The sequence below is a fragment of the Komagataeibacter saccharivorans genome, from assembly GCF_004348195.1.
GTDB classification, from domain to species: Bacteria; Pseudomonadota; Alphaproteobacteria; order Acetobacterales; family Acetobacteraceae; genus Komagataeibacter; species Komagataeibacter saccharivorans.
Genome location: NZ_CP036405.1, coordinates 125,569 through 150,274, shown reverse-complemented (window position 1 = coordinate 150,274; position 24,706 = coordinate 125,569). Strand labels below are relative to the sequence as shown.

Annotated in this window: 21 protein-coding genes; 8 read left to right on the top strand and 13 right to left on the bottom strand. The window is 56.7% G+C overall.

The window, feature by feature from the left end; genetic code table 11:
- Positions 1-153 precede the first annotated feature (153 nt).
- The 4 genes from KSAC_RS14925 (at position 154) to KSAC_RS14910 (ending at position 4,367) form a co-directional block, all read left to right on the top strand.
- Entirely contained in the window at positions 154-1,134 is a 981-nt protein-coding gene (locus tag KSAC_RS14925; RefSeq protein ID WP_110547392.1) for a LysR family transcriptional regulator, read from the top strand.
- A 57-nt stretch (positions 1,135-1,191) separates the two neighbouring features.
- Positions 1,192-2,751 carry an ABC transporter substrate-binding protein/permease gene (locus KSAC_RS14920; RefSeq protein WP_132306478.1) on the top strand — a complete coding sequence of 520 codons (1,560 nt, stop codon included), beginning with the start codon at positions 1,192-1,194 and terminating at the stop codon, positions 2,749-2,751.
- Entirely contained in the window at positions 2,741-3,499 is a 759-nt protein-coding gene (locus KSAC_RS14915; protein WP_132306476.1) for an amino acid ABC transporter ATP-binding protein, read from the top strand. Before KSAC_RS14920 ends, KSAC_RS14915 begins: the two co-directional genes overlap by 11 nt.
- A gap of 127 nt (positions 3,500-3,626) precedes the next feature.
- Complete coding sequence (locus KSAC_RS14910; protein WP_110547395.1) at positions 3,627-4,367, top strand: class II aldolase/adducin family protein; 741 nt, start codon at positions 3,627-3,629, stop codon at positions 4,365-4,367.
- Between the two features lie 185 nt (positions 4,368-4,552).
- On the opposite strand, the gene KSAC_RS14905 is transcribed toward KSAC_RS14910, so the two are convergent.
- Positions 4,553-5,185 (bottom strand): hypothetical protein, encoded by a 633-nt coding sequence (locus KSAC_RS14905; protein ID WP_110547396.1) that lies wholly within the window; start codon positions 5,183-5,185, stop codon positions 4,553-4,555.
- Positions 5,186-5,730: 545 nt separating this feature from the next.
- Between KSAC_RS14905 and KSAC_RS14900 the strand changes: the two genes are divergently transcribed.
- Positions 5,731-6,582 (top strand): 23S rRNA (adenine(2030)-N(6))-methyltransferase RlmJ, encoded by an 852-nt coding sequence (locus KSAC_RS14900; protein ID WP_162900543.1) that lies wholly within the window; start codon positions 5,731-5,733, stop codon positions 6,580-6,582.
- A 68-nt stretch (positions 6,583-6,650) separates the two neighbouring features.
- On the opposite strand, the gene KSAC_RS14895 is transcribed toward KSAC_RS14900, so the two are convergent.
- Complete coding sequence (locus KSAC_RS14895; protein ID WP_110547397.1) at positions 6,651-6,857, bottom strand: TOBE domain-containing protein; 207 nt, start codon at positions 6,855-6,857, stop codon at positions 6,651-6,653.
- A 388-nt stretch (positions 6,858-7,245) separates the two neighbouring features.
- On the opposite strand from KSAC_RS14895, the gene KSAC_RS14890 reads away from it, so the two are divergent.
- Complete coding sequence (locus KSAC_RS14890; RefSeq protein ID WP_132306474.1) at positions 7,246-8,445, top strand: DUF3500 domain-containing protein; 1,200 nt, start codon at positions 7,246-7,248, stop codon at positions 8,443-8,445.
- Complete coding sequence (locus KSAC_RS14885; RefSeq protein ID WP_132306472.1) at positions 8,442-8,987, top strand: hypothetical protein; 546 nt, start codon at positions 8,442-8,444, stop codon at positions 8,985-8,987. The genes KSAC_RS14890 and KSAC_RS14885 overlap by 4 nt, the downstream gene beginning before the upstream one ends.
- A gap of 390 nt (positions 8,988-9,377) precedes the next feature.
- On the opposite strand, the gene KSAC_RS14880 is transcribed toward KSAC_RS14885, so the two are convergent.
- A complete protein-coding gene (locus KSAC_RS14880) occupies positions 9,378-10,460 on the bottom strand; it encodes an IS5 family transposase (RefSeq protein WP_165927363.1) in 1,083 nt (360 codons plus the stop codon).
- Between the two features lie 268 nt (positions 10,461-10,728).
- Between KSAC_RS14880 and KSAC_RS14875 the strand changes: the two genes are divergently transcribed.
- Positions 10,729-12,333: a globin-coupled sensor protein gene (locus KSAC_RS14875; protein WP_132306468.1), complete on the top strand. Its 1,605-nt coding sequence runs from the start codon at positions 10,729-10,731 to the stop codon at positions 12,331-12,333.
- A 299-nt stretch (positions 12,334-12,632) separates the two neighbouring features.
- Here KSAC_RS14875 and KSAC_RS14870 read toward each other — a convergent pair whose 3' ends face one another.
- From KSAC_RS14870 to KSAC_RS14820, 10 genes are all read right to left on the bottom strand, one after another.
- Positions 12,633-13,085 carry a MucR family transcriptional regulator gene (locus KSAC_RS14870; protein WP_132306466.1) on the bottom strand — a complete coding sequence of 151 codons (453 nt, stop codon included), beginning with the start codon at positions 13,083-13,085 and terminating at the stop codon, positions 12,633-12,635.
- A 344-nt stretch (positions 13,086-13,429) separates the two neighbouring features.
- On the bottom strand, positions 13,430-14,233 hold the full coding sequence (fdhD, locus tag KSAC_RS14865) for a formate dehydrogenase accessory sulfurtransferase FdhD (RefSeq protein ID WP_132306464.1): 804 nt from the start codon (positions 14,231-14,233) through the stop codon (positions 13,430-13,432).
- Positions 14,234-14,273: 40 nt separating this feature from the next.
- On the bottom strand, positions 14,274-14,696 hold the full coding sequence (locus KSAC_RS14860) for a molybdenum cofactor biosynthesis protein MoaE (RefSeq protein WP_132306462.1): 423 nt from the start codon (positions 14,694-14,696) through the stop codon (positions 14,274-14,276).
- Positions 14,693-14,935 (bottom strand): MoaD/ThiS family protein, encoded by a 243-nt coding sequence (locus KSAC_RS14855; RefSeq protein WP_110548386.1) that lies wholly within the window; start codon positions 14,933-14,935, stop codon positions 14,693-14,695. Before KSAC_RS14855 ends, KSAC_RS14860 begins: the two co-directional genes overlap by 4 nt.
- Before the next feature lie 135 nt (positions 14,936-15,070).
- Positions 15,071-16,156, bottom strand: a complete 1,086-nt coding sequence (moaA, locus tag KSAC_RS14850; RefSeq protein ID WP_132306460.1) for a GTP 3',8-cyclase MoaA — start codon at positions 16,154-16,156, stop codon at positions 15,071-15,073.
- A gap of 14 nt (positions 16,157-16,170) precedes the next feature.
- Positions 16,171-18,474, bottom strand: coding sequence for an FdhF/YdeP family oxidoreductase (locus tag KSAC_RS14845; protein ID WP_132306458.1), 2,304 nt, complete (start codon positions 18,472-18,474; stop codon positions 16,171-16,173).
- A 22-nt stretch (positions 18,475-18,496) separates the two neighbouring features.
- On the bottom strand, positions 18,497-19,030 hold the full coding sequence (locus tag KSAC_RS14840; protein ID WP_132306456.1) for a nitrate reductase associated protein: 534 nt from the start codon (positions 19,028-19,030) through the stop codon (positions 18,497-18,499).
- A gap of 191 nt (positions 19,031-19,221) precedes the next feature.
- Entirely contained in the window at positions 19,222-20,241 is a 1,020-nt protein-coding gene (gene cydB / locus KSAC_RS14830) for a cytochrome d ubiquinol oxidase subunit II (RefSeq protein WP_118963744.1), read from the bottom strand.
- 3 nt (positions 20,242-20,244) lie between these two features.
- Entirely contained in the window at positions 20,245-21,678 is a 1,434-nt protein-coding gene (locus tag KSAC_RS14825) for a cytochrome ubiquinol oxidase subunit I (protein WP_132306454.1), read from the bottom strand.
- Positions 21,679-23,414: 1,736 nt separating this feature from the next.
- Positions 23,415-24,575: a replication initiator protein A gene (locus tag KSAC_RS14820; protein ID WP_132306452.1), complete on the bottom strand. Its 1,161-nt coding sequence runs from the start codon at positions 24,573-24,575 to the stop codon at positions 23,415-23,417.
- Between the last annotated feature and the right edge of the window lie 131 nt (positions 24,576-24,706).

Genomic DNA, 24,706 nt, shown 5'->3' with positions numbered 1-24,706 from the left:
GCCGCCCTGCCCTTCCCGAGATCGTTACGAAAGGGGATAATCAGGACAGCCCGTTAACAATTTTTGTCAATGAGATTTCCCAATCACCCCCATACGCTTTATTACTCCTTAAGAACAAGACACCCGGACCGCCCAACCAAGGAAACCCCGCACATGACCGCCCCGCCACCTGCTGCATCGGCCAAGTCCCTTCCGCCGCGCCGCACGGCCCGCAATCACCGCCCCGGTGGCTTTCACGGCCAGATTGCCGAAGTGGACCTGCGGCTGCTGCGCGTGTTCCGCGTGGTGGCCGAACGGGGCGGCTTTGCGGCGGCGGAAATCGCGCTGGGCAAAAGCAAATCCTCCATCAGCATCGATATATCGGCACTGGAAAGCCGGCTGAACCTGAAGCTGTGCCAGCGCGGGCGCAGCGGGTTCGCCCTGACCGCCGAAGGGCGCATGGTGCTGGAAGCGACCGAGCAGCTCCAGGCCGATATCAGCCGTTTCCAGCAGCGCATAAATGATGCCAGCGGCGTGCTGTCCGGGCGGTTCTGCCTGTATGTGCCCGACAATACGCAGGTCCATGGTGAAACGGCGATTGTCCGCGCGATCGAAACCTTCACCACCCGGCACCCGGACGTGTTCATGGATGTACGCTCCGGCTCGACACGGGATGTGGAATTCGCGGTGCTGAACGGGCAGGCCACGGCGGGTATCACGCTTTACCCCCATCACCAGCCGGACATGCAGGATACCACCCTGTTTACCGAGCGCCTGAACCTGTATTGCGGCCAGCGCCATCCCCTGTTCGCCATGGCGGAATCCGACATCACGCTGGAACTGCTGGCGGCGCAGAACATGGTGCAGGTATCGGACGCGGCGCAGTCGCCCCGGTGGAACCAGATCCGTGAACAGATGGTCTTTACCGCCACGGCAGAAAATGTTGATTCGCGCGCCCTGCTGATCCTGACCGGCAATTATATCGGCTTCCTGCCCGAACCCTTCGCCCAGCCGCTGGTGCGCGAAGGACTGCTGCGCCATATCAGCTTTGACGACCTGCACCTGATCACCAGCTTCCATTTCCTTGTCCGTTCCTCGCCCGAAACAGGACTGATGGTGGAAACGTTCCGGACCATTCTTGAAAATGCGTGCTAGGATTCCGCCCACGGGCTTCAGCCCCGCCGGCCACCCCGGCCATGGAGTAGCGTTTTCATGACCTTCCCCCGCCGCCGCGCGTTCGTACGGCAATGCCTGCGCGTTGTGGCCGGTCTCGCCCTGATTGCGGTTCCCATGCTGTCCGCCCGCGCTGCGGACGCGCCGGATTTCGTGCGTGATGGCACGCTGGCCGTATGCACCAACCCGACATTGCCCCCCATGACATTCGTGAACGGGACGGACACCACGGCCATGGCGGGGGTGGATCTGGATCTGGCGCAGGCACTGGCGAATTACTGGAAGGTAAAGCTGGTCACGACGCCGATGGATTTTGTCGGGCTGTTCCCCAGTCTGGCGGCGCAGCGCTGCGGCATGGTGATCAGCGGGCTTATCAAACTTCCGGCGCGGGAGCGGAATTTCGACGCCATAAGCTATCTGGATACCGCACTGGTTGTTGTCGCGCGCGCGGGCACGCCCCCGATCACGTCAATGGCTGACCTGTCGGGCCGGACGGTTGCCGTGCAGTCGGGCACCAGCTATGCGGCCCGCATCGCACGGGAAGACGAGGCCCTGCTTGCCGCCGGGCGTGCGCCCATCACGATCCAGCAGTACCCGACCGAGGACGCGGTCGTCCAGCAGGTGCTGATCGGACGCGTCTTTGCCTTCGCCAGTCAGGATGTGGAGCTTTATTACCGGCAGAAGCAGCTCCACGGTAAAGTCAGCGTCATCCTGCGATCGGATTATCCGGAATACCGGCATTTCGCGGTCTATATCCGCAAGAACGCCCATGACCGCGAGAGCGTGGAAGCCGCCATCGGGACGCTGGACGCCAATGGTACTCTAGCGACCATCCGCAAGAAATGGGGCATCGGCACCAGCAGCACGCAGGCCTTTGCCCAGGCAGGGCATGTGCCCGCCTTCCGCTGGGACACATTTTTCGCGGCGCTGACATCCCCCGCCTTTGCCCGGGGGGCGCTGATTACGCTGGCGGTTGCGGTCCTGTCGCATATCACCGCCATTGTCATCTCCATTCCCATGGCCATGGCGCTGAACGGGCGGGACAGCATCCTCAAGGTCGTGCTGCGGACCTATGTCTCGATCTTTCGCGGCGCGCCGACGCTGTTGCAGCTTCTGTTCATATGGAACGCGCTACCGCAGTTCTTTCCCATATTCCGGGAGGAATGGTTTACCCCCTTCCTTGCAACATGGCTGTCGCTGTCGGTCAATGAATCCGCCTATCAGGTGGAAATCAACCGCGCTGCCCTTTCCGCCGTGGACAAAGGGCAGGAACAGGCCGCCGACGCGCTGGGCATGAACCGGCGGCAGGTCTATTTTCACGTCATATTCCCGCAGGCCCTGCGCATCGCCCTGCCGCCAACCATCAATGAATTCATCAACCTGCTGAAAACGACATCACTTGCTTCCGTCATCTCGCTACAGGAACTGCTGTCGGTGACACAGATCGAGGTTGCGCGTACGTTTGAATTTACCGAATATTACGCAGCAGCCTTGGTCTATTATCTGGCGATGGTCTTCTTCTTCCTCTTTGTGCAAAAACGGGTTGAACGGCGCTTTACATGGGCTGACCGGCACAGGGCATCCGCCAATGTACCCTGATCCGGATACTGACCCTTCCATCATGATTTCGGTGCGCAACCTGAGCAAGCTTTACAAGGATTTCATTGCGCTCAACCGGCTGAACTTCGATGTGAAGCGGGGGGAGAAAATTGTCATTCTCGGGCCGTCCGGATCGGGAAAATCCACGCTGATCCGCTGCTTCAACCGTATCGAACCCCATTCCAGCGGCAGCCTGACCATAAACGGCCAGATCATCAACGATCATACCAGCCTGCCCCGCTTACGCGGCATGGTGGGGATGGTGTTCCAGAATTATAACCTGTTTCCGCATCTCAGCGTTCTGGATAACTGCACGCTGGCCCCCCGTCTGGTGCGCAGGACCAGCCGACACGATGCCGAGGACATGGCCCGGCGTTTCCTTACACAGGTCAACATACTGGAACAGGCCAATAAATACCCGATCCAGCTTTCCGGCGGGCAGCAGCAGCGCGTGGCCATTGCGCGTGCCCTGTGCATGCGGCCCGACGTGATGCTGTTTGATGAACCGACGGCGGCCCTTGACCCGGAAGCCATTTCCGGGGTGGTCAGCATCATCAACGATCTGGCGGCGCAGGGGATTACAACCCTGTGCGTAACCCACGAAATGGGCTTCGCGCGGCATATCGCCGACAGGATCATTTTCATGGATCAGGGCTGCATACTTGAAATCACCCCGCCCGATGCGTTTTTCACCAATCCCCGCACGGAACGGGCCCGCGCCTTTCTGGACCAGATGATCCGATGCTGAACATAGCGTCATGACTGGTGGCAAGAGCGGTTCCTGAGCGGGCCGTCTGCCGCATATATGATCCACGGAAACTGGACGCCATACAGTCCGGTATTATACCCTACCGGACGAATATACAGGATTTTCCATGACCCTCTCTCCCCCTACGGAACAGTCCCTGCGTGAAGAACTGGCCGCGGCTTACCGCCTGATTGCCCATTTCGGCATGACGGACCTTGTCTATACGCATCTGTCCGTTCGCCTGCCGGGGGATCGGCATGAATATCTGGTCAATCCCTATGGCTTCCTGTTTGAGGAAATCACGGCAAGTTCGCTCGTCATTGTCGATGCGGATGGCCGCCCGCGACAGCAGACATCCTATCCCATCAATCCGGCGGGTTTTGTCATCCATTCGGCCATTCACCGCAGTCGCCCCGATGCGGCCTGCGTCATGCACACCCATACCGTGCCGGGTATGGTCGTGGCGGCACAGGACCATGGTATCCTGCCCCTGAACCAGATCAATATCGAGTTTTATGGCAGTGTCGGTTTCCATGCCTATGAAGGGATCGCGGCAGATGACAATCTGAGCGAACGTGAACGACTGGTCCGCGATCTGGGCAACAGAAATGCCCTGATCCTGCAAAACCATGGCCTGCTTACGGTTGGCAGCACCATCGCACAGGCATTTTACCGTATGTATTATCTGGAACAGGCATGCCGTATCCAGATCGCGGCACAGGCCACGGGTGTACCGCTCAATATGCCGTCGGAAGAAAAAATCATGCGGACGAAAGCCCAGTTCGATGAAGATCCCGATCAGGGCCAACTGATCTGGCAGGCGCTCCGCCGCAAGCTTGACCGGGAGCAGCCTGATTACAAAAACTGACGACTGACGCAAAGCGCCACCCCACACAGCCTGCGGAAGCATTCATGCAGGCCGTGCGGGGCACGATCGGATGAACCGACAGTATTTTTCAAATAATGCCCGCATGTTTATTTCTGATATTTTTTTCAGAACGCGTTGCCCATGCCCTTGACTGTCCAGTTCCCCAACCTGCTTCTGTGGGGTTTTCACATATCGCTCGTGTGATAGTTGATGAAATAGTTCAGTTCAGGCGTAGTGCTACCATGCCTTACGGAAAGACGGGCGGCGCACTGAATGAGGTTGTTGGGCGTCATGCAGTTTCCGACCACGACCTTCGCATCCGGTATGCGGGGACTCCATACTCTGGAGATACGATATTTCTGGCTGTCGGGAGCGGTTTCCTGCATCGTTATGTCAACGGGACCGTTCGTGGTGTCAAACCGGATTGTCACGGAGCCATCAGGTTCGGGACGCCGCGCAGCAGACTCACACCGTATCCAGGTACCATCACTAACCACCCGGTCATGCAGTTGAACCGCCATATAACCGTAAGGATGCGCGACTTCCTCAACCGCCTGAACCGGCCCCCTGCTCATATGTGAGGTTGGCAGGCAGTAACCTTCGATCGGATCGTTAAACGGCCGGGTCGAAGCATGGTCGTCACCATTGGGGTCCTGCTCCTCGTGCTCGGCTTCTTCCTGCGCGTCGTGGACCAACTGAGCAGTCTGCGCCCCGGCTGCCACAATCAGCTTATGGTCAGGCGCGACAATGCAGTCGATAGCAAATAAACCCGTCAGTGCAACCGCACCCCTGAAAACAACCTTTCTGAACCCCGACATATCAATACTCTTCTATTTCGGTATTAAAGTTTAATATTTCTGTATGCCAAACCAATACTCAATATACCGGCCTCCAGAACAAATAAAAAAACACAGCAACCAATCCGGGCACCTTTAGTCCACAATGTCTAAAATGGCAATGAAGAAATCACATGATAATCATCGGACAATTATATTTGATTTTCTAATAAATCAGATGCGTCTGGAACGATCTGCCCGGTAGACATACGGGCGTTACCAGCATGCAACCGATAATCATCCACCATGGACGCGGCACTATATCGCAACCACATTGGAATTTGGTGGCCCGCACTCCCTGTCTAGTCTGAGAAACAGGAAAATATTCATAATAAGCCCGGATATCGGCATGGATGCCTGCGGCTCTCATTCTTTCTGCGGTGGTTTCATCGTAGATTTGATGCCGCTGTCCTGTGCCGGGCGGCATGTCATGATCCCGACACCGCCATGGAAAAGACCATGCCAATGCTTTAAAAGGCACCGGAAGCGCCTGCGCGCGGGATGACCAGAGTTGAGGCCAGCGGATATTGAATTACAGACATAGCTATCATGCGGGCAATTTTGCCGATGTCATGAAACATGCCCTGGTAACGGCATTAATTGAAAACCTCTGCCGTAAGCCCTCACCTTTTTCGGTTCTGGACACCCATGCTGGCATCGGGCTGTACGATCTGTCTGGCCCCCAGGCCCAGTCAACGGGAGAATGGCGCGAGGGGATCGGCAGACTGCTTCAGGTTCCTGAACAGGCACCCGACATGGCCGCCGTGCAAAACTGGCTGGACATTGTGCGGACCGTCATCCGTGAACATGAAGGGCAGATTTTCTATCCCGGTTCGCCTGACCTCGTCGCGCGCCTGCTGCGCCCCGGTGACAGCCTGACCTGCTGCGAACTTCACCCGGAGGATCAACTGAGCCTGAAGCGTCTGTTCCGCCGCAATCGCGGCGTATCTGTTCACGCACGCGACGGCTACGAGGCGATTACAGCACTCCTCCCCCCAAAAGATGCCCGGCGGGGACTGGTGCTGATCGACCCTCCCTTTGAACGGAAAGACGAATTTTCCCGACTGGCCAATGCCATCATGACGGCACGCCGCCGCTTTGCCACCGGCATTGTCGCTGCATGGTATCCCATCAAGCATCGTGCGCCTGTGCGCGCCTTCTTCAATACGCTGAAGGATGCGGGACAGCGCAATCTGCTGTCTGTGGAACTTACGATACGCCCGCCCCTTGACCCGACACGACTGAATGGCAGCGGCATGCTGATTGCAAATCCGCCCTTCCAGTTTGACGAAACCGCCCGGAATATCCTGACGCCCTTATGTAAGCATATCGGCATGGGGGAGACGGAAGCCGTTATCGACTGGGTAGTACCCCAGTAATACTTTCAGTCATTTACCATTGCGCAGTATCCCCTGCCTGACATGGCATGCAGGCAGGGGCCGTTTTTTTAAACGCCAACCATCACGTCGGACGCCTTGATAAGGGCCGTGGCATTTTCACCCACCGACAGCTTCAGATCATCCACGGCTTCGTTGGTGATGGACGCGGTGATGATGTTGCCGCCACCGATATCAATGCTTACATGCGAAGTCGTGGCGCCTTTTATGATTTCAACGATCTTGCCAGCAATCTGGTTACGTGCACTGATTTTCATTTTATTCCCACTCCTGCAATATCCATAGACTATACATGCGGATATTATTGATATGGCTTTCAGACAGCCATACGGTCAGATTATCAATATAATGACTTCAAGGCAAAATCATACCAACGATGAAGCCTGACCGGTACGCCAGAAATCGACCGGATCAGACTTTATCATCATGATCCGCCGGTTCCGGTCGTATTTACAAGAAGCGGTTCCATTACCGCGCGCAGGCCATGGGACAGAACCGCAAACCATCAATACAGACACGCCCCGCACGGCAAACTGACATGCCCTTTTTATCCGCCTGATAATGCTGATCTCTTGCTTTCATGGCATGGGCCATGCAGTGTTTATCCGGGCAGGCGATCGCCAGATGGGACAGAGCAGAGGACTGATGCAAAAAATCTCGTTGGCAGCGGGCGGGCTGGTTATGGCCTTGATACCCGTTATGGCAGGGAACGTTCCGGCCATGGCGTCCACAGCTACGCTCCTTACGGGAGAAGACATGCCAGCTACCCGCACGAAGGCAGTGGTCGCAGCCGCGCAGTCCTTTCTTGCAACCTTTGACGCGGCCGGTCGGGCAAAGGTGCAGTTCCCCTTCAAAATACAGGAATCAGGCAGTCTGGCCCGCTTCCGCCGCAGCGCACCGGGACAGCCTGTCCAGCCCGTAACAGATGCACAGTCGACCGCCCCCACCGCTCGCGGGCCGGGCATGGGGCCGCCGGGGGGCTTTATCGGGGAACGCTACGGTGACGCGGTATGGTCCAATTTTCCGGTCAGCGACGTACTACGCCCCGGTCTGCAGATGGGGCAGTTAAATCCGATCCAGCACGCGGCGGCCCTGCACCTGCTACAGACAGTGCTGAGCCCGCGGGGATACCAGAAAGTGCTGGATATCATGGGGGCGGATCAGGCGCTGTCGGATGAAGGAACGCCTTTCGCTTCTGGCCGGTCGGTCTATACCATCGCGATTTTTGGCGAACCGGACGCGGCAAAGCCATGGATGGTGCAGTTCGGTGGCCATCATCTGGGACTCAATATCGTGATCGACGGGGTTCACGGCGTCATGACGCCCACCCTGACCGGCGCGCAGCCGGCGGTCTATCAGGCAGATGGGAAAACCGTGCGCGTTCTGGCGGGGGAAAACGACCGCGCCTTCGCCCTGCTGGATGCGCTGGATGCCACGCAGCGCCAGCAGGCCATCCTGCCCTACAAGGTGGAAGACCTTGTTCAGGGGCCGGGGCATGATGGCGAGACAATCATTCCCGAAGGGATAAAAGGGTCTGCCCTGACTGCCACCCAGAAAGACCTGCTGATGGGTATAATCGGGGAATGGGCGGGAATCATAAACGATGCCTATGCCGCCCCCCGGCTAAAAGAAATCAGGGAGGATCTGGACAGCACATGGTTCGCGTGGAGTGGTCCCACCACCCATGCGCCGGGGCGTAACGGATCGTCCTATTACCGGATACAGGGGCCGCAGCTACTTATCGAATTCTCGCCGCAGGGTGTGGGCGATGATCCCACCATGCATGTACATACGGTCTATCGTGACCCAACCAACAGCTATGGCAGCCGGTACACCCGGCCATGAGACACGGCCGGTCGCTGCTGCTGGCGGCCATCGGGTTCATGGCCGCCATTGGATCCGCCCGCGCGCACAGGCTGGATGAATATATGCAGGCCACAGTCATTGACGTGGCACGCAGGCACATCACCGTCACCGTGCGCCTGACACCGGGGGTTGATATGGCATCGGGTGTCATCCGCCAGATTGACAGCAACGCGGACGGCATCCTGTCCGCGCAGGAGCAGAAGCGCTATACGGACCGGGTCAGACAGGGCCTGCAACTGGACCTGAACGGCCATCCCCTTTCCCTGACCGTAGCGGAAACCCTGTTTCCCCCTGTCACGACCATGCAGACGGGAAACGGCACGATCATCCTGCGCCTTGATGCGAATGTGGAACTGATACCGGGTTCGTATCGACTGGTTTATGCGAATCATGGTGCCGGGACCGATACGGTATATCTGGTCAATGGCCTGCTGCCCCATGATCCGGCCATTCATATCCAGCAGCAGCGGCGCTCCCCCGATCAGGCATCTTACGGTCTAGATTTCAGCGTCAGCCGATAACAACACGGCAACAATGTTGCCGAAAAGGAACAAATCCAGAAATAGGATAATAATCCTGACGCTGTTAGAATATACCTTCGTTAGCTATGGACATCAGGGATGATACATAGACGAAATCGGTATTCGCAATATAAATTACCAGAACATTTTCCTATTTATAACAAATAGAACCATTTTTGTATTGTTTTAATATTTATAGTAAACAATTTCTGTAACACGCTGTTCAGAAATATATTTACAAAATATGAACATTAACCTGGAGGGATCGAAGAACTATTGGTCGATGTACCTTGGTTTTGATTTTGGGCTTTTGGCGTGCTGATTGACGCTATCTGGGGTAGCATTCGATCTGCGTTTTGAGCAGATCGAGTGTTGTCCCCTGCTGAATGATTACGCGCTCACGTTCAATCTTTCGAGGAAGAGGAAGCGGCGCATGTTGTAGACGATATTGGCCAGGCCGATCCTCATAGTGGCTCGGGTGATACCGACAGTCCGGACAAACAGCCCCGTCTGTGACTTCTGATCGGCAAAGACATGCTCGACACGCGAGCGGATGACCGACTTTCCAGCATTTGATTTCTGGATATGCCGGGGCATAGGCTTGAGATGCGGCTTTTTGCGATGAACCTTGGAAACAAATCCCTGCTTTTCCATGAAGTCTTCGTTGGCTTTTGAGCGATAGGCCGTGTCAGCCCAGACACTTGAGGCCGTATTGGTTTTATCCAGCAGCCCCTCTCTCAATCTCGCGCCATCACTGGCGGCGGCATGCGTTGTTTTCCATTTCCGGATGAACCGGTATTTCCGATCGATGGAAACATGCGATTTATAGCCAAAGAACGGGATGGCGAGATCACTGGATGGCATGGTTCCATCATCCTGCCGCTTCGCTCTGGTGAACTTTAGCGTCCAGCGCGCATGACGATCCTTGTGCGACAGCTTTGACGGCTTGTCCTGCCAGTCTTCAGGCATACGTCCTTCCCGAAGATCGGCTTTCTCTGCGTTGGTGTTCCGCTGCTTTGGAGCCGCTACCAGTGTGGCATCCAGGATCTGGCCTGACATCGGCAAATACCCGGCGTTGCGCAGGGTCGCATCAAAGCGGTTGAACAGCCCATCGATCGCACCCGCCTGGGTCAGACGCTCGCGAAACAGCCAGACCGTTTTGGCATCCGGCACCCGATCTGAAAGTCCCAGCCCAAGGAAACGCATAAAGGAGAGGCGATCGTTGATCAGATATTCCGTCCGCTCATCAGACAAATTGTTGAGCGTCTGGATCACCAGAATTTTGAACATCAGCACCGGATCAAATGGCGGTCGTCCGCCTTTGCTTCCGTCAGAATACGCCAGAGCCTTCTCCAGGTCAGGGCGGAAGATTTCAAAATCCACAGTCCGGGAAAATGCTTCGAGCTGATCACCAAGCCCGCTCAGCCGGGCAAGCCGCTCTTCAACGTCAAAAAATCCCGCCTGCTTCATGATCCATACTCCAATCAACGCAAGGAAAATGGAATCACAGAGCAGACCTCAATACCAGAGGGTTTTTCGAACCCTCCACCTTGCGTTCATAATTTTACTGCGTTACCCGATACTCTCATTAATGTGTTCGCCGAAGATGATCAGAAACGGCCCCAGCACGATCTGATCGCAACGGATACCGGCAAGTGCCCCATCATGGCCGCCTTATGGTGACGGTGATGATGGGTTGCGATCCTGCCCCGAGCATTCGAAACCTTTTTCGGAGTGTCTCATGCCACACCCGCACCGCACGACCGCGGCAGACAGAACCCAGGCCGATATCCGTGCCGTCAGCGAACGGCTGGATTTCATGCAGCTTTCCCCACAGGACTGCATGGCGATCCGCTCGCTCAAGGACATGCTGCAGCGCGAACTGCCTGTCGCACTGGACCAGTTCTACGCGCAGGTGCGCAAGACACCGGAAATGATGAGATTTTTCTCATCTGAAAAGGATATTGATACCGCAAAAAGCGCGCAGGCCGTGCATTGGGACAATATATCCAACGGCGACTTCAGTCAGGATTATGCCCGCAGGGCACAAACGGTTGGCACCGTGCATGCGCGTATCGGACTTGAACCCCGGTGGTATATGGGCGGTTACGCCATCATCCTTGACCACCTGATCAAGGCCGCCGTCAGGGAAGTGTTTCCCAAACGCCGCCTGTTCGCCAATGCCACCATGAGTAGTGAAGAATTCGGCCACACGCTGGGCAGTCTGGTAAAGGCTGTGGTTCTGGACATGGATCTCGCCCTTTCCGTCTATATGGACGAAGCGGAAAAAGCCAAGCTTGCCGGTCAGGCGGCGGCCATCGCCGCTGAACAGGGTCTGGTATGTGAAAGCTTTGGCAAGGCCATGGCGGAAGTCGCGGACAGGAACCTGACCAGCGAGATCAATACCGCCCTGCCGGAAGCGTACCATCCGCTACGCGCCGATTTCAATAATGCGATGGGTACCCTGCGCCAGTCGCTGCAATCCGTGGCCCAGGTTACAGCGTCGATTGACGTTGCCATCCGGGAAATCAGTTGCGCCACCGATGACCTGTCGCGCCGTACTCTCCAGCAGGCGGCATCGGTCGAAAAATCGGCTGCAGCCCTTGACCAGATCACCGCCACCGTCCGTTCCACCGCGCAGCGTGCCGAGGAAGTGGGCATGCTGGTGGACCGTTCAAAGACAGGTATAGAGCAGTCGGAAACCATTGTTCATCAAGCCATCGCCAGCATGGGGGCAATCGAGCAGTCGTCCGGTTCCATTGGCAGCATTACCGATGTCATGGACGAAGTGGCTTTCCAGACCAATATTCTGGCGCTGAACGCAGGCGTGGAAGCAGCCCGTGCGGGCGATGCGGGCAAGGGGTTTGCGGTTATCGCCGCTGAAGTCCGCGTTCTGGCCCAGCGTTCCGCCGATGCGGCGCGGGAAATCAAGGCGCTGATTGCAAAGTCCCGGGAGGAGGTCAGGTCCGGTGTGGCGCTGGTCGGGGAAACCGGCAAGGCGCTCAAGACAATTATCACCGACGTTGCCGAGATCAACAGGCATATATCCGTCATTGTAGAAGCATCCACCGAGCAGGCCGCCGCATTGCAGGATGTGAACGCCGCTGTCAGCACCATAGACCATAACACACAGCAGAATGCAGCCATGGTGGAACAGACCTCGGCCGCAGGCCGCAGCCTTGCCACCGAGGCTGAACAACTCAATACGCTTATTGAGTCCTTCACCCTTCAGGCCAATCCAGAAGTATGGGCGGGAAAGGACACGCCGCATCCCATACCCACGCAACCGATTGCCGCACTGGATACTGTTCCATCCGGTGCGTACAGGCTTGAGACTGCTCAATAGAACCGGGTTGTGTCGTCCAGTTAACGCATGGCGGTAATGGCGCTGCATGCCCGCCCGACCTGTGGTCTTTAAGGGGAAGACGCCCTTTATTCGCCCGGTTCGGTTACCGGGCCAGCATCCACTGACGGGGCGTTACAGGGCGGGCTTTGCGGGATCGGACTGCCGATCCCGACAACACAGGCATGATGCGCCAGAGCACCGATCACGCTGAAAACAGGGTTATTGAGGGCACCTGAACACGCGGGCAAACGGATCATGGACAATACATCAGTGACTGGACACCGGGCAGCCATCGAAGATCAGTTGTCTGGTCCCGTGCGGTCAGTGCTGTCGTGCGTAACCGTCTGACCCAGACCGGCCTGCCGCGCTATGGATGACCGTCGTATTGCGTAATTTGGTGCGACCATGGGATAATGTTGTGGCAATCCCCACCGTTTACGGTATTCATCTACTGTCATGCCATGGAAATTACGCAGGTAGCGTTTCAGCATCTTGCGCCTGACGCCATCTTCCAGACAAATAATATATTCCGGAAAAACTGACCGGTTAACAGGAACAGCAGGTTTCTTTTGGGGTTCCTTTTCGTGTTCCACCGAATGAGCGCCGTTCAGGGCATCGTAAACGGATTTGATCAGCTTACCCATATCCTGCACCGGTATTTTGTTATTACTTATATATGATACAACGATCTTTACCGTTCGCTTCAGAAGATCATGATGACCATCAGGAAACGCAGGACAGGACTCAGGCATTGACTGCTCCATTTATGGATTTTTTAAGTAGTTTTATTTTTTGGAAACTATACCGGCAGGGGTGATCCAAAAGCCGGACTTAAGTCTGCAATCTGGAAACTGACATCGATAAACCGCCTGTAACGCGTGCTTCGACTAATAGAAACTGCGCTGGCATTTCCCAGCCTGCGTCAAAGCTGCCGTCGCGACGAATGTGGCATGCGGAAACGGGGGCCATGATACGGTGCCCTTGTCTGTCTCACAGTTGCCATGCCGGGTCATTTTCATATGTGAATGTTATGATCCCCCTATTCGTGAATGACCAGAAAGAGGGAGAGTCTTTATTTTATAGAAATATCGATATACTACATGACAAGGCGCTTTCCACCGCAGAACAGCGTCTGCTCATCATGACGCGCAATCGCGATCAGGGTCTGGTTCATCTTTTCAGCCGTGCGGAAGGCGCGATGTGTCGGGGCTGAAATTGCGACCACTACTGCAATACCCGCCCGCACCGTCTTGAGCGCCATTTCAAATGAATACCGGCTCGTAAGCAGACAGAAGCCATCGTTGAAAACTTCAGGATGGCAGACGCGTACACCAATCAGCTTGTCCAGCGCATTGTGCCTTCCCACATCTTCACGGATCATATGAATATTGCCGCTATTATTTGCCCATGCAGCCGCATGGACCATACGTGTTGCTGCATTCAGTGTCTGCCATTTGCGCAGTTCATGTAGCGCATTGCGTATTGCCGTTACGGACAGGCGGGGACCATCCCCAAACGGTGCGCCCGCCACGGCGTCGCAGGCCGGCACTGTTTCGCTCCCGCATATGCCGCAACTGGAATGACCAGTCTGCATGCGGACATTCCGGCGCATGAGGCGCGTCAACGCCCTTCCCTTTATGAAAATATCGATGGTCAGACCATCTTCCGCCGGTACAACATCCACCGAGCGGATTTCCGCAGGCGAACTGACGATCTGTTCGGTTATGCAGTAGCCGTAGGCAAAATCTTTCAGGTCTGCTGGCGTCATCATCATCGTGCCGTACGGAAACATTCCGTTGAACATGAGGCTGACCGGCACTTCCTCGGCCACATTCAGACTGAATTTTTCATCCGGACAGGACAGGGAAGCAACATCTAACGGATAGAAAAGAGCGGACATTACGGCAGCCTCGGGCAGTCACGTGGGCACTGTTCAATGGTCAGCGGGTGTGGCAGGGCACCCATTCGGTTACACCGGTGGCGTAATGCTCTTTTTTCCATATCGGGACGCGCTGCTTGATTTCATCAATAATATAGCGACATGCACTGAATGCGGCGTCGCGGTGTGCCGCAGCCACGCCAATCCATACCGCCGTTTCCCCTACGGACAGATAGCCGGTCCGGTGCATGGCTGTTGCATGACAGATTGCGAAACGCTGTTTTGCCTCCTGCACGATCGCCTGCCCTTCCGTCCGGGCGAGTGGCACGAACGCACTGTAATCAATGCCGGTAACAGCACGCCCGTCATTGGTCTGCCTTACCCACCCTTCAAAGGCGCAGAACCCGCCCGCTTCGGGAACAAGCAGCACCCTGCGCAGGGTGGTGATATCCACCGGCGCATCTGCCATGATAAAGTCACTCATCCGCCAGTAACCGGCGGAATAAAGACAACATGATCCCCATCACGAAGCGGCTGCTCCCATGGGGAGAACGCCGCATTAATGGCGACACGCATGCAGGCGGGTTCCAGCGCAAAGCTGTATACATCACGCAGTTCATCATACAGGGCGGCTGCCGTAGGGGCCGATGTCGTGCGTATTTCATGCGCCCGCCCTGCGGCGTCCTGCAATTGCGCGAAATACTGTAGATCTATATTCAGCATTTTACTTCCTGTTTTTTGGGCACAAGGCAACATGGCATCCGGACCCGTTCGGTCGGGCATGTTTGTGGCTCCCTGCACCCCTGTTTTGTTCAGATCAGGCAGGCGGGTATTTGAACGGGCGAATATCTTCTCACCTCATCCCCCGATATAATGCATTTCTATTTTTTCCCGACGGGATGGTTTTTCTTCGCCGTGTGGGGATATGCGATGACGCGCCCGTTCCTCACTGTAGCGATCCGTCCGCTGTCGCCATATCCGTGACAGGGTGGCCCGCAACTGCTGGTCGCCTTCGGCATCACCGGCACTGTCACGCAAAAGCGCGCGAAGATCCGTGCCAGTCGTTGCGAAAAGACAGGTGTAGAGCTTCCCGTCTGAAGACAGGCGCGCACGGGAGCATGCTCCACAAAACGGCGCGCTGACTGATGAGACGAACCCGATCTCGCCCGCCCCATCGACGTAGCGATAGCGGCGCGCCACCTCACCACGATACCTGGGCGGCAATGGTTCAAGGGGCCAGAGGGCTGCAATACGCGCGCGCAGTTCGCCTGAGGGCACGACATCGGCACGGTCCCACCCGTTGCGATTTCCAACGTCCATATATTCGATAAGGCGGACTGCAACGCCAGTATGACGGAAGCGTGCAAGGATATCCGGCACACCCGCGTCATTCACGCTCCGCTGGACCACGGTATTGATCTTGACGCCGCCTTCAAATCCGGCGGCACGGGCGGCATCAACGCCCTTCAGCACGGCGGACAGTTCCCCCCTGCCGCCGCTCATATGGGCGAATACGGCTGGATCAAGACTGTCGAGACTGACCGTCACGCGCCGCAGTCCCGCCTGGTGTAACGCTGGCGCAAAGCGTGGCAGCAGGATACCATTGGTTGTCAGGGCGATGTCCTCAATGCCCGGCAGGGCGCGCAGGCGACTGACCAGATCAGGCAGGCCGGGCCGCAGCAGGGGTTCCCCACCGGTCAGCCTTATTTTCGTGACACCCAGTTCCGCGGCGATACGCGCCACCCGTTCGATCTCGTTAAAATCCAGCCGTTCCCCGGGACCAAGAAACCGGAAGGCTTCATGATAGGTGGCTTCCGGCATGCAGTAGGGACACCGGAAGTTGCACCGGTCCATGACCGAAATGCGCAGGTCACGCAGCGGGCGGCCATGCCTGTCGACAGGCGGCACGGGACTGACCGACCGGCTGCTGTTCTCGTCATTCATGGCCCCCTGCCCTGTCAGCCCGCAATCCGGATTGCGGGCGCGAATGCAACACTTTCCACCACCTTTACCGGAATGGATTTCGCCGCGGGCGTTCCGCTGATCCCGTCAAAGTAATCCAACGGCAGCAATGGATTCAGTTCCGGGTAATATCCCGCAATGGCGCCGCGCGGCATCGGGTAATCAAGCACGTTCAGGCCATCGACATACCGCCTGACCCCGTCATCGCTGTAGGTTTCCAGCCCGATCACATCACCATTCGCCAGGCCGCGTTCGGCCATGTCATCCCTGTTCATGAAGATGACAAGACGGGTATTGTACACCCCGCGGTAACGGTCGCTGTTGCTGTAGATGGTCGTGTTGTACTGATCGTGCGAACGGATGGTCGCCAGACGCAGCATGGCCGTATCCCTGACCGGCACGTTGACTTCCAGCCCCGGCAGCACGAGGAAATTCGCCTTGCCATTGGGCGTCTGCCATACGCGGCGACGGGGCGGAATATCGAGGTGCAGCCCATGCGGATTCTTGATCCTTTCGGAAAAATCAGCATAAATTTCAGGATAAACCTCGGCAATCTTGTCCCGGATCAATGTGTAATCGACCATATAATCCGCCCATGGCGTGCGGGAGGCGGGCAGCGTCGCCATGGCCATGCGGCAGACGATCTCCGTTTCCGGCCGCACATGTTCGGTCACGGGTTCGAACACACCACGCGATGCCGTGACATTCGCCATGGCGTCCTCAATGGTCACGAACTGCTCGCCCGCTTCCGTGCGGATGATTTCCGAGCGGGCGACAACCGGCAGGATGAGCGCATCCTTGCCATGCACCAGATGCCCCCGGTTCAGCTTGGTCGCCACGCCAACCGTCAGGTTGAGGTTGCGCATGGCGGCATAGGAACGGTCCGTGTCCGGCACGGCGCGGATGAAATTGCCACCCATGCCGAAGAACACCCTGGCGGTGCCCGCTTCCATGGCCTCGATCGCTTCCAGCACGTGATGTCCATGTTCACGCGGCGGTTCAAACCCGAAGGCGTCACGCACGCGGTCCAGATAGGCATCGGTCGGTTTTTCGTCGATGCCGACCGTGCGGTCGCCCTGCACGTTGGAATGGCCACGGATCGGCGCGATACCGGCGCCGGGCTTGCCGAAATTGCCGCGCAGCAGAAGCAGGTTCGCCACCTGCTGCAGCAGGCGTGAGCCTTCCTGATGCTGCGTAAGCCCCATGCCGTAACAGATGATCGTGGCATTGGACTTCATGTAGATATCCGCAATCCGGCGGATCTGGTCCTCGGCTATGCCCGAAATACGGGTGATGTCCGCCCAGCTACACCCCATGACATCATCACGCAGGGCTTCCAGGCCAGCCGTGTGCTCACGGATGAAATCAAGATCCAGCACCTTCTCGCCACGGGCTTCCGCCTCAAAAAGAGCCTTCATCATGCCCTTGAAGATGGCCAGATCGCCACCGATGCGCACATGCACGAATTCGCTGGAAATGGGGGTTGAACCAAACGTGCCCATCTGAAGCACGTCCTGCGGTTCGGTAAAGCGGATCAGCGCGCGTTCGGGCATCGGGTTGATCAGGACAATCGGCACGCCGCGTTTACGGGCTTCGACCAGATTTGTCATCATCCGGGGGGAATTGGTGCCTGTATTCTGCCCTATGACGAAAATCGCCTCTGCATGCTCGAAATCGTCCATGACGATCGTGCCCTTGCCAATACCGATGGCGGGTGGCAGGCCCCGACTGGTCGGCTCATGGCACATGTTCGAACAGTCGGGGAAGTTGTTGGTCCCGAACTCACGCACGAATATTGCATAAAGAAACGCGGTCTCGTTCGCGGTGCGGCCCGATGTATAGAACTCCGCCTGATGCGGGCTGTCGAGGGCGCGCAGGTGCTGACCGATCAGCGCGAACGCATCATCCCACGCCACCGGCACGTAACGGTCGCTTTGTGCATCATAGCGCATCGGCTCGGTCAGGCGGCCCTGCATTTCCAGCCAGTAATCGCTTTTCTGCATCAGTTCGGTGACGGTGTATTTTTCAAAGAACTCCCGCGTCACACGTCCCTTTGTCGCTTCATGCGCCAGAGCCTTGGCCCCGTTTTCACAGAACTCCAGCGTCTTGCGATGGTCGGGGTCAGGGAATGCACAACTGGGGCATTTGAAACCGCCCGGCTGGTTCATGGACAGCAGCCCGCGTGATCCCTTGACCAGCACGCTCTGTTCCATCAGCACTTTCGCGGTCGCCCCTGCCGCACCCCACCCGCCAGCCGGATGATGATAGGGTCTGTATTCAGGCGTTTTTTCGTTGCTCATGATCTCAACCCTCGTGGCTTATTCAGTTGGGCATGCGTGTGTGGCCACGCGATACGACTGTCGGATTGGGGGAAGCACCTGCGTCATGCAGCAGCCCGGCATGCGGTTGCAGCAGGCCGAACTCCAGCATTGCGGGCACGAAATTTTCGTTTTCATGCTTCGAGCGGGCAAGCTTCACCAAAGCAAATCGCTGGAGTGGTTGCAGGCTTGCCCATTGCGCAGCCGTAGGCGGCGCGACCCCATCAGCCTGTGCCTGGGTCTTTACGGTATCGGGCATCCGGTCCGCATCACGCCAGGCTTCCAGCCCACGACTTGCAAGCGGGCGCAACGGTTCGTCACTGCGGGTTGCGATCAGGTGTGCGACCAGTTCGCGGTAGGTTGCCTGTTCGGGCGCGGTTTCGCACGGCAGGTCGGCAAGCTGGCCCCTTTCGTCGCGCGTAAACCGGCTCCACTGACGCAGGCTCAGTTTGATGCCGACGATATCAAGCTTCTGCCGCGCGATCATTGGAATGCACCGCAGGGAGCCTGCAAAGTCACGTTCAAAGTCGAAAAGCATTGAACCATATCCCTTATTGGAGGGAGGAAAGTGTCAGGCGGTCATGCCGCCCGGTTTATCTGGGAACGATCAGGTGAAGCAGGGACGCCGCCCCGAAAAATACAGTGGTGCTCAGCGACCAGATCGCAACGAACCATGCGATCCGGGCACCGGTACGCGGGGGTGCGTCATCTCCGTTCCCATGGACAATCTCAGTGATACCCATCGGTTTCCGTCACCTTTCCGCGAAAGACGTGATAGGAATAGATCGTGTAGGTCAGGATGATCGGCAGCAGGATGGCGGTGCCGATCAACTGGAAGAACTGGCTGGATGGCGGAGAAGACACATCCCACAACGTCAGGCCCGGCGGCACGGCATAGGGCCACAGCGTAATCCCGAGACCGGACAGGCACAGGAAGAACCAGCCCAGCGCACACAGGAACGGCCCCCTGGAATGTCCCCTGCGCAGCCCGATGGCAAACAGGACGGCCAGCACGGCAACCAGAACGGGCACTGGAGCGACAAACAGAATGTTCGGCCAGTCGGTCCAGCGGCGCAGGTAAGGCGCGTGCAGCAGCGGCGTCCACAGGCTGACCGCCACGATGCCGAGGAACAGCCCCACAGCCAGCCGGGCAGCCCAGCGGCGGCATGATGCTTCCAGCACGCCAGTGGTGCGCCAGATCAGCCATGTCGCCCCCAGCAGGGCATAACCACACATGACCGCCAGGCCACACAGAATGCTGAACGGCGTCAGCCAGTCGAGCGGGCCGCCGGCAAAGGCCCCGTCAACGACCCTGATCCCCTGCACCACGCCGCCCAGGATCGCGCCCTGACAGAATGCGGCGATGGCGGAACCTGCCATGAAGCCGACATTCCACACCCCTTCCCTTCCCGTTCCACGCGTCATGACACGGAATTCAAACGCCACGCCGCGAAAGATCAGCGCCAGCAGCATCAGCACGATCGGCAGGTAGAAGGCGGGCAGCAAAGTGGCGTATGCGCCGGGGAAAACCCCGTAAAGCACGGCCCCACCCAGCACCATCCATGTCTCGTTCCCGTCCCATACGGGTGCGATGGTGTTGACCATCACATCCCGACGGCCCGGATGGCGTTCAAGTGCGAACAGCATCCCGATGCCGAGGTCAAAGCCGTCAAGGACGACATAGATCGAAATGGCGGCCACCAGTATGACGGCCCACACGATGGGGAGCCAGTATGCGAAGTCCATCATGCCTCAGGCTCCTTTGCCAGTAGAGGGGTCAATCACGCCCGGATGCATGCGGGCTGCCAGAATCTCGGGAGCGTGGGCAGGGCTGGCATCATGCTCGCCTTCCTGTGGCGCGCGGCCCAGCATGCGGACGAGAATGCCCATCCCGGAACCGAATACGAGCACGTAGACCACCACGAACGCCGTCATCGAAAACGCCATGGAGGACAGGGCGACGGGTGATACACTGTCAGACGTGCGCAGCAGGCCATAGACCGTCCACGGCTGGCGGCCGACTTCCGTCGTAACCCAGCCGCACAGCAGCGCCAGAAACCCCGCAGGGGCCATGCACAGCGCGACACGGTGGAAAACCGGGCTGGTGAACAGGGTGCTGTTCCGCCGCAGCCACAGGGACCACAGCCCCACCAGCATCATCAGCATGCCGAGGGCGACCATGATGCGGAAAGAGAAGAAGATGACCGGCGAAGGCGGCCGCTGGTCGCGCGGGAAATCCTTCATGCCCGGCACCTTGCCATTCAGGCTATGTGTCAGGATCAGCGATCCGGCCAGTGGCAGCCTGACGGCATAATCCGTATGTTCGGTTTTCATGTTGGGAATGCCGAACAGCAGTTCCGGGGCACGCCCCTCTGTATCCCAGTCCCCTTCCATTGCCGCGATTTTCACCGGCTGATACTTCAGGGTATTAAGACCATGCGCGTCGCCTGCAAGGATCTGCAGGGGTGCTACAATGGCCGCCATCCACATGGCCATGGAAAACATGACCCGCACGGGTTCGCTGGAAATCTTCCCGGCCTTGCGTGCCCTGAGCATGTGCCACGCCCCCGTGGCGCCCACGATGAAGGCGACGGACAGAAAAGCCGCCAGTCCCATATGCACCAGACGGAACGGAAAGGACGGATTGAAGATGATGGCCAGCCAGTCCGCCGGCATGAACCGTCCCGTGGCCGGGTCAATTGTGTAGCCGCGTGGCGTCTGCATCCATGAATTGGAAGACAGTATCCACGTCATGGAAATCAGGGTGCCTACCGATACGCAGCATGTGGCCGCAAAATGGAGTTTGCGCCCCACCTTGTTCATGCCGAACAGCATGACGCCAAGGAAGCCTGCTTCGAGAAAGAAGGCGGTCATGACTTCGTAGGACAGAAGCACGCCTGTAATTGGCCCGGCCTTTTTGGAAAAGATCGACCAGTTCGTGCCGAACTCATACGACATGACCAGTCCCGAGACGACGCCCATGCCAAAAACGATGGAGAACACCTTGATCCAGTATCGGTACAGATCAAGGAATACAGGCCGTCCTGTCCTGAGCCACAGCCCTTCCAGAACCGCCAGATAGGCGGCCAGTCCGATTGAAAAGGCTGGAAAGATGATATGGACGCCTACGGTAAAGGCGAACTGAAAGCGCGCCAGAAGGAGCGCCGGGTCATGTGCGTACTGCATCGATACTTTCCAAAACTTATGCGAGAGAAATAAATACTTCCCAGCATAGTGGTCCCGTAAGCAATGCTCTGGCCTGAAAGACAGATACATGCTCAGGTGTCTTGGAAATGGTAGTAGATCAATCAGACATATGACGTCCAAGACAGATTATACATAAGATCATAACCTGCGTTTATAAGTGGAATATAAGCAGGCCATGTCTGGTTATGGATGAATATAGACAGGTAAAAATATTGATACCCACACGAGAAATATTTGGCCGTTATCTCCTGTTTCCAGCTACCTCTGTTATTCATATGGATATGAGGCATGCCGATCGGGCACTTCTCGCAGCTCTGTTATATTCACAGTTCTGGTCATAGGAAACTGAATGCGTGATTAAATGAAACCATAACGCTATGGGTTCATTTCCCACTGTGCTGATGTGTCACGAGATCCTTATTGGGCAAACCGGGTAGATTTCTGACCTCTCATCTGTAAGGTAGTGTCCCAACGCATGCTTCCAGCATGTTCGGAGTAAGGATCACTTTTTGGCGTCGGATGTAACGTCTGACTGTTCAGAGTGGCTGCCATTGGTACCGCCCTGCGGTTAAAGGCAATACGAAAATTAGACACCCACACTTCGAAGCAGTCCGCATCCATCCAATGATGGGATCGCTGATAGAGCGCCAACCACCTTTCTTTGCATGGGGTGTCTTGATGCTCTGACTATCAGTGTGAACATCATGGATGGGCTGAAGCAGGAAACGGCGCATCAGTCTACGAAACCACGAACAGATAGTCTGCAATGGACGAAAATGAACCATAACATTTCCCAGCCAGAACCTGATCGGACAAGATAGCGAAGCGTATTGACGGTTTACGGACATAGGTCGCTTGTTTCCGGCCAAACCGGTTCGTTGTCGTCAGCAGGATGTTATGCGCCTTTATTCCTTATCGGTCGGATTTAGAGGGCCAGCATCTCGTCCTGCGGGAATGCTGGCCATATGGCCCCGCTGTGCTGGCGTCCACATGTCGCGTTTTAAACACAGATAAACCCTCTTGAAATCCTGTTCTGTCGAACGCCCACAAGAAAGTTAGAAGGTTAAAAGAAAGAGTTTAAAGGTTAAGGGAACAAACAGGCTGAAAAATGCCCGGAACACAGCGGGATAGAGAGGTCTGGCTGTTCCCGAAGTGTCGTGAATCCGTTCCTGAAGTGTCGGCTCTGGTGTTCCTGAAGTGTCGGGTTACTGTTCCCGAAGGATCGAGGGCCGTTCCCAATATGTCGAAAGCATGGATCAAGGGGCTATTTTATCCGCTCACTTGAATCAGTTTTTCAGGAAGAAGCAAAAACCACGTTCAATTTTTTCAAGCTGATATCACTCCATTCGCATCGTATTGCAGGTGGCAAGAGCAGACCCGACACTTCGGGAACACCTGCATGGAATTCTGGTCTGGAACAGGGGGCGGCTGGGTCAATATCAAGGGCCATCTGATCCGGGGAGCGAGATCCTGATCATCGGGGAAGGCTTTTCTTGCGCTGATATCGGTAGATGAACCAGAATCCGATCAAGGGAAATGCCTCCCCTGCTACGGAATCCCGGCCTGCTGCCTGATTATGGGGGCAGAAATGCCGTGATCAGGTCTGGCGGCCATATCCGTATGATACAGGGATACAGACCAGCTAATGGGATAAGGAAACCGTTGGATATTCCAAAAAAAGAAACAGGTCAGCGCGATGGGCCTTGCCAATGTCTTTAAAGACCGAGCTGGTGCTTGTTGTTAGAATGGTAACGTCTGACGAAGCCGATAAAGGCGGCCTGATAGTTTGCAGGGGTCCGGCTCTGGTCCTGGGAAAGCCAGTGACGGAATTCCTGATGCAAGGATTCAAAATCCCATCCCGGACATTCAGACCGCAAAAGGGCCAAAGTATCCGCAGTCAGGTCCGCATCGGCAAAGGAACCCGTCCCTGCCCCATCCAGATGCGACGGTTCGCCGGAAGATAGGGATGGACTTTCTTTTTTCCTTGAAGTCGTGCGGCGTTTCACGCTCGGAAGCGGTGATGTATCCGGGATCGGGTTATCCTGTCTTCTTCGCATCCGGAGCAGGGGTTCGGATTTTCCGGCTGGTATCTCGATTTCAAGTGCGAAGCCGGGCAGCTCATTGCGCGCGGCAATCTTGCCGATTTCAAATTTGAACCGTCTGTAATTTCCCTCAGCTCCGGATTTGATAAACAGGGTGGGAAGGGAAATGGAGAACCCGATTTCGCCCGCGCCACCTGCATGTTTGCGGGCGACCTTATATAACCATCGTTCCCGTCCCCCGGTGATGTTGAAATAGGCCTTGTCTATCGACAGGACGCCCCCGTTCATGAGTACGCCATCATAAAACCAACTCGACAGTTCTATGGTCATGCCACGGCTGCGTTCGGTTTTTTCGTCCACCAGTTGGGTCCAGCCATCCAGCCATGAGAATGTTGCTTCCCGCCTGTTTTCGGCCCGAATGTTGGTCTTGACGGTTGTTGAGACAAGGCGATCCAGTGCCTGCCCCAACAGTTCATAAGCCCGCCCGGTTGTAGGACGGCCGATTGCCCTGAGTACATCATAGGGCATCAGATGAAGTCTGCGGGGAATATCATTCTGTCCGCGCCGGGCCATATCCGCCAGAATGCTGGCGCAGTAGATCAACAGGTCCGCATCCCAGATCGTCGCCATTCCATAATCCGGATTGGCGGAAACATGCACCCAGAGCTTTCCATCGGGGCTTTTGTAATCGATGGGTTTCAGGCGTTTTGATTTTGCAAGGCTGAAGAAAGGCCGCTCCATCATTTCCCGCTGGTCGCGCAGTGGCAGATCCGCGAGATAGGGGAGGAACAGATCAATCTGATCCGTTTTCGGTTCCTCACGCTTGTTCATCATGGAAGTTTCCCCGGGGAAATTATCAGGAAGGGCCGACAGGAAGTTTAATGAAGTGGCGCAATTGAATTTCCCCGGGGAAACTTTGGCCCGATAGGGGGGATAGGGCCCGCATGGAAATTTCCCCGGGGAAA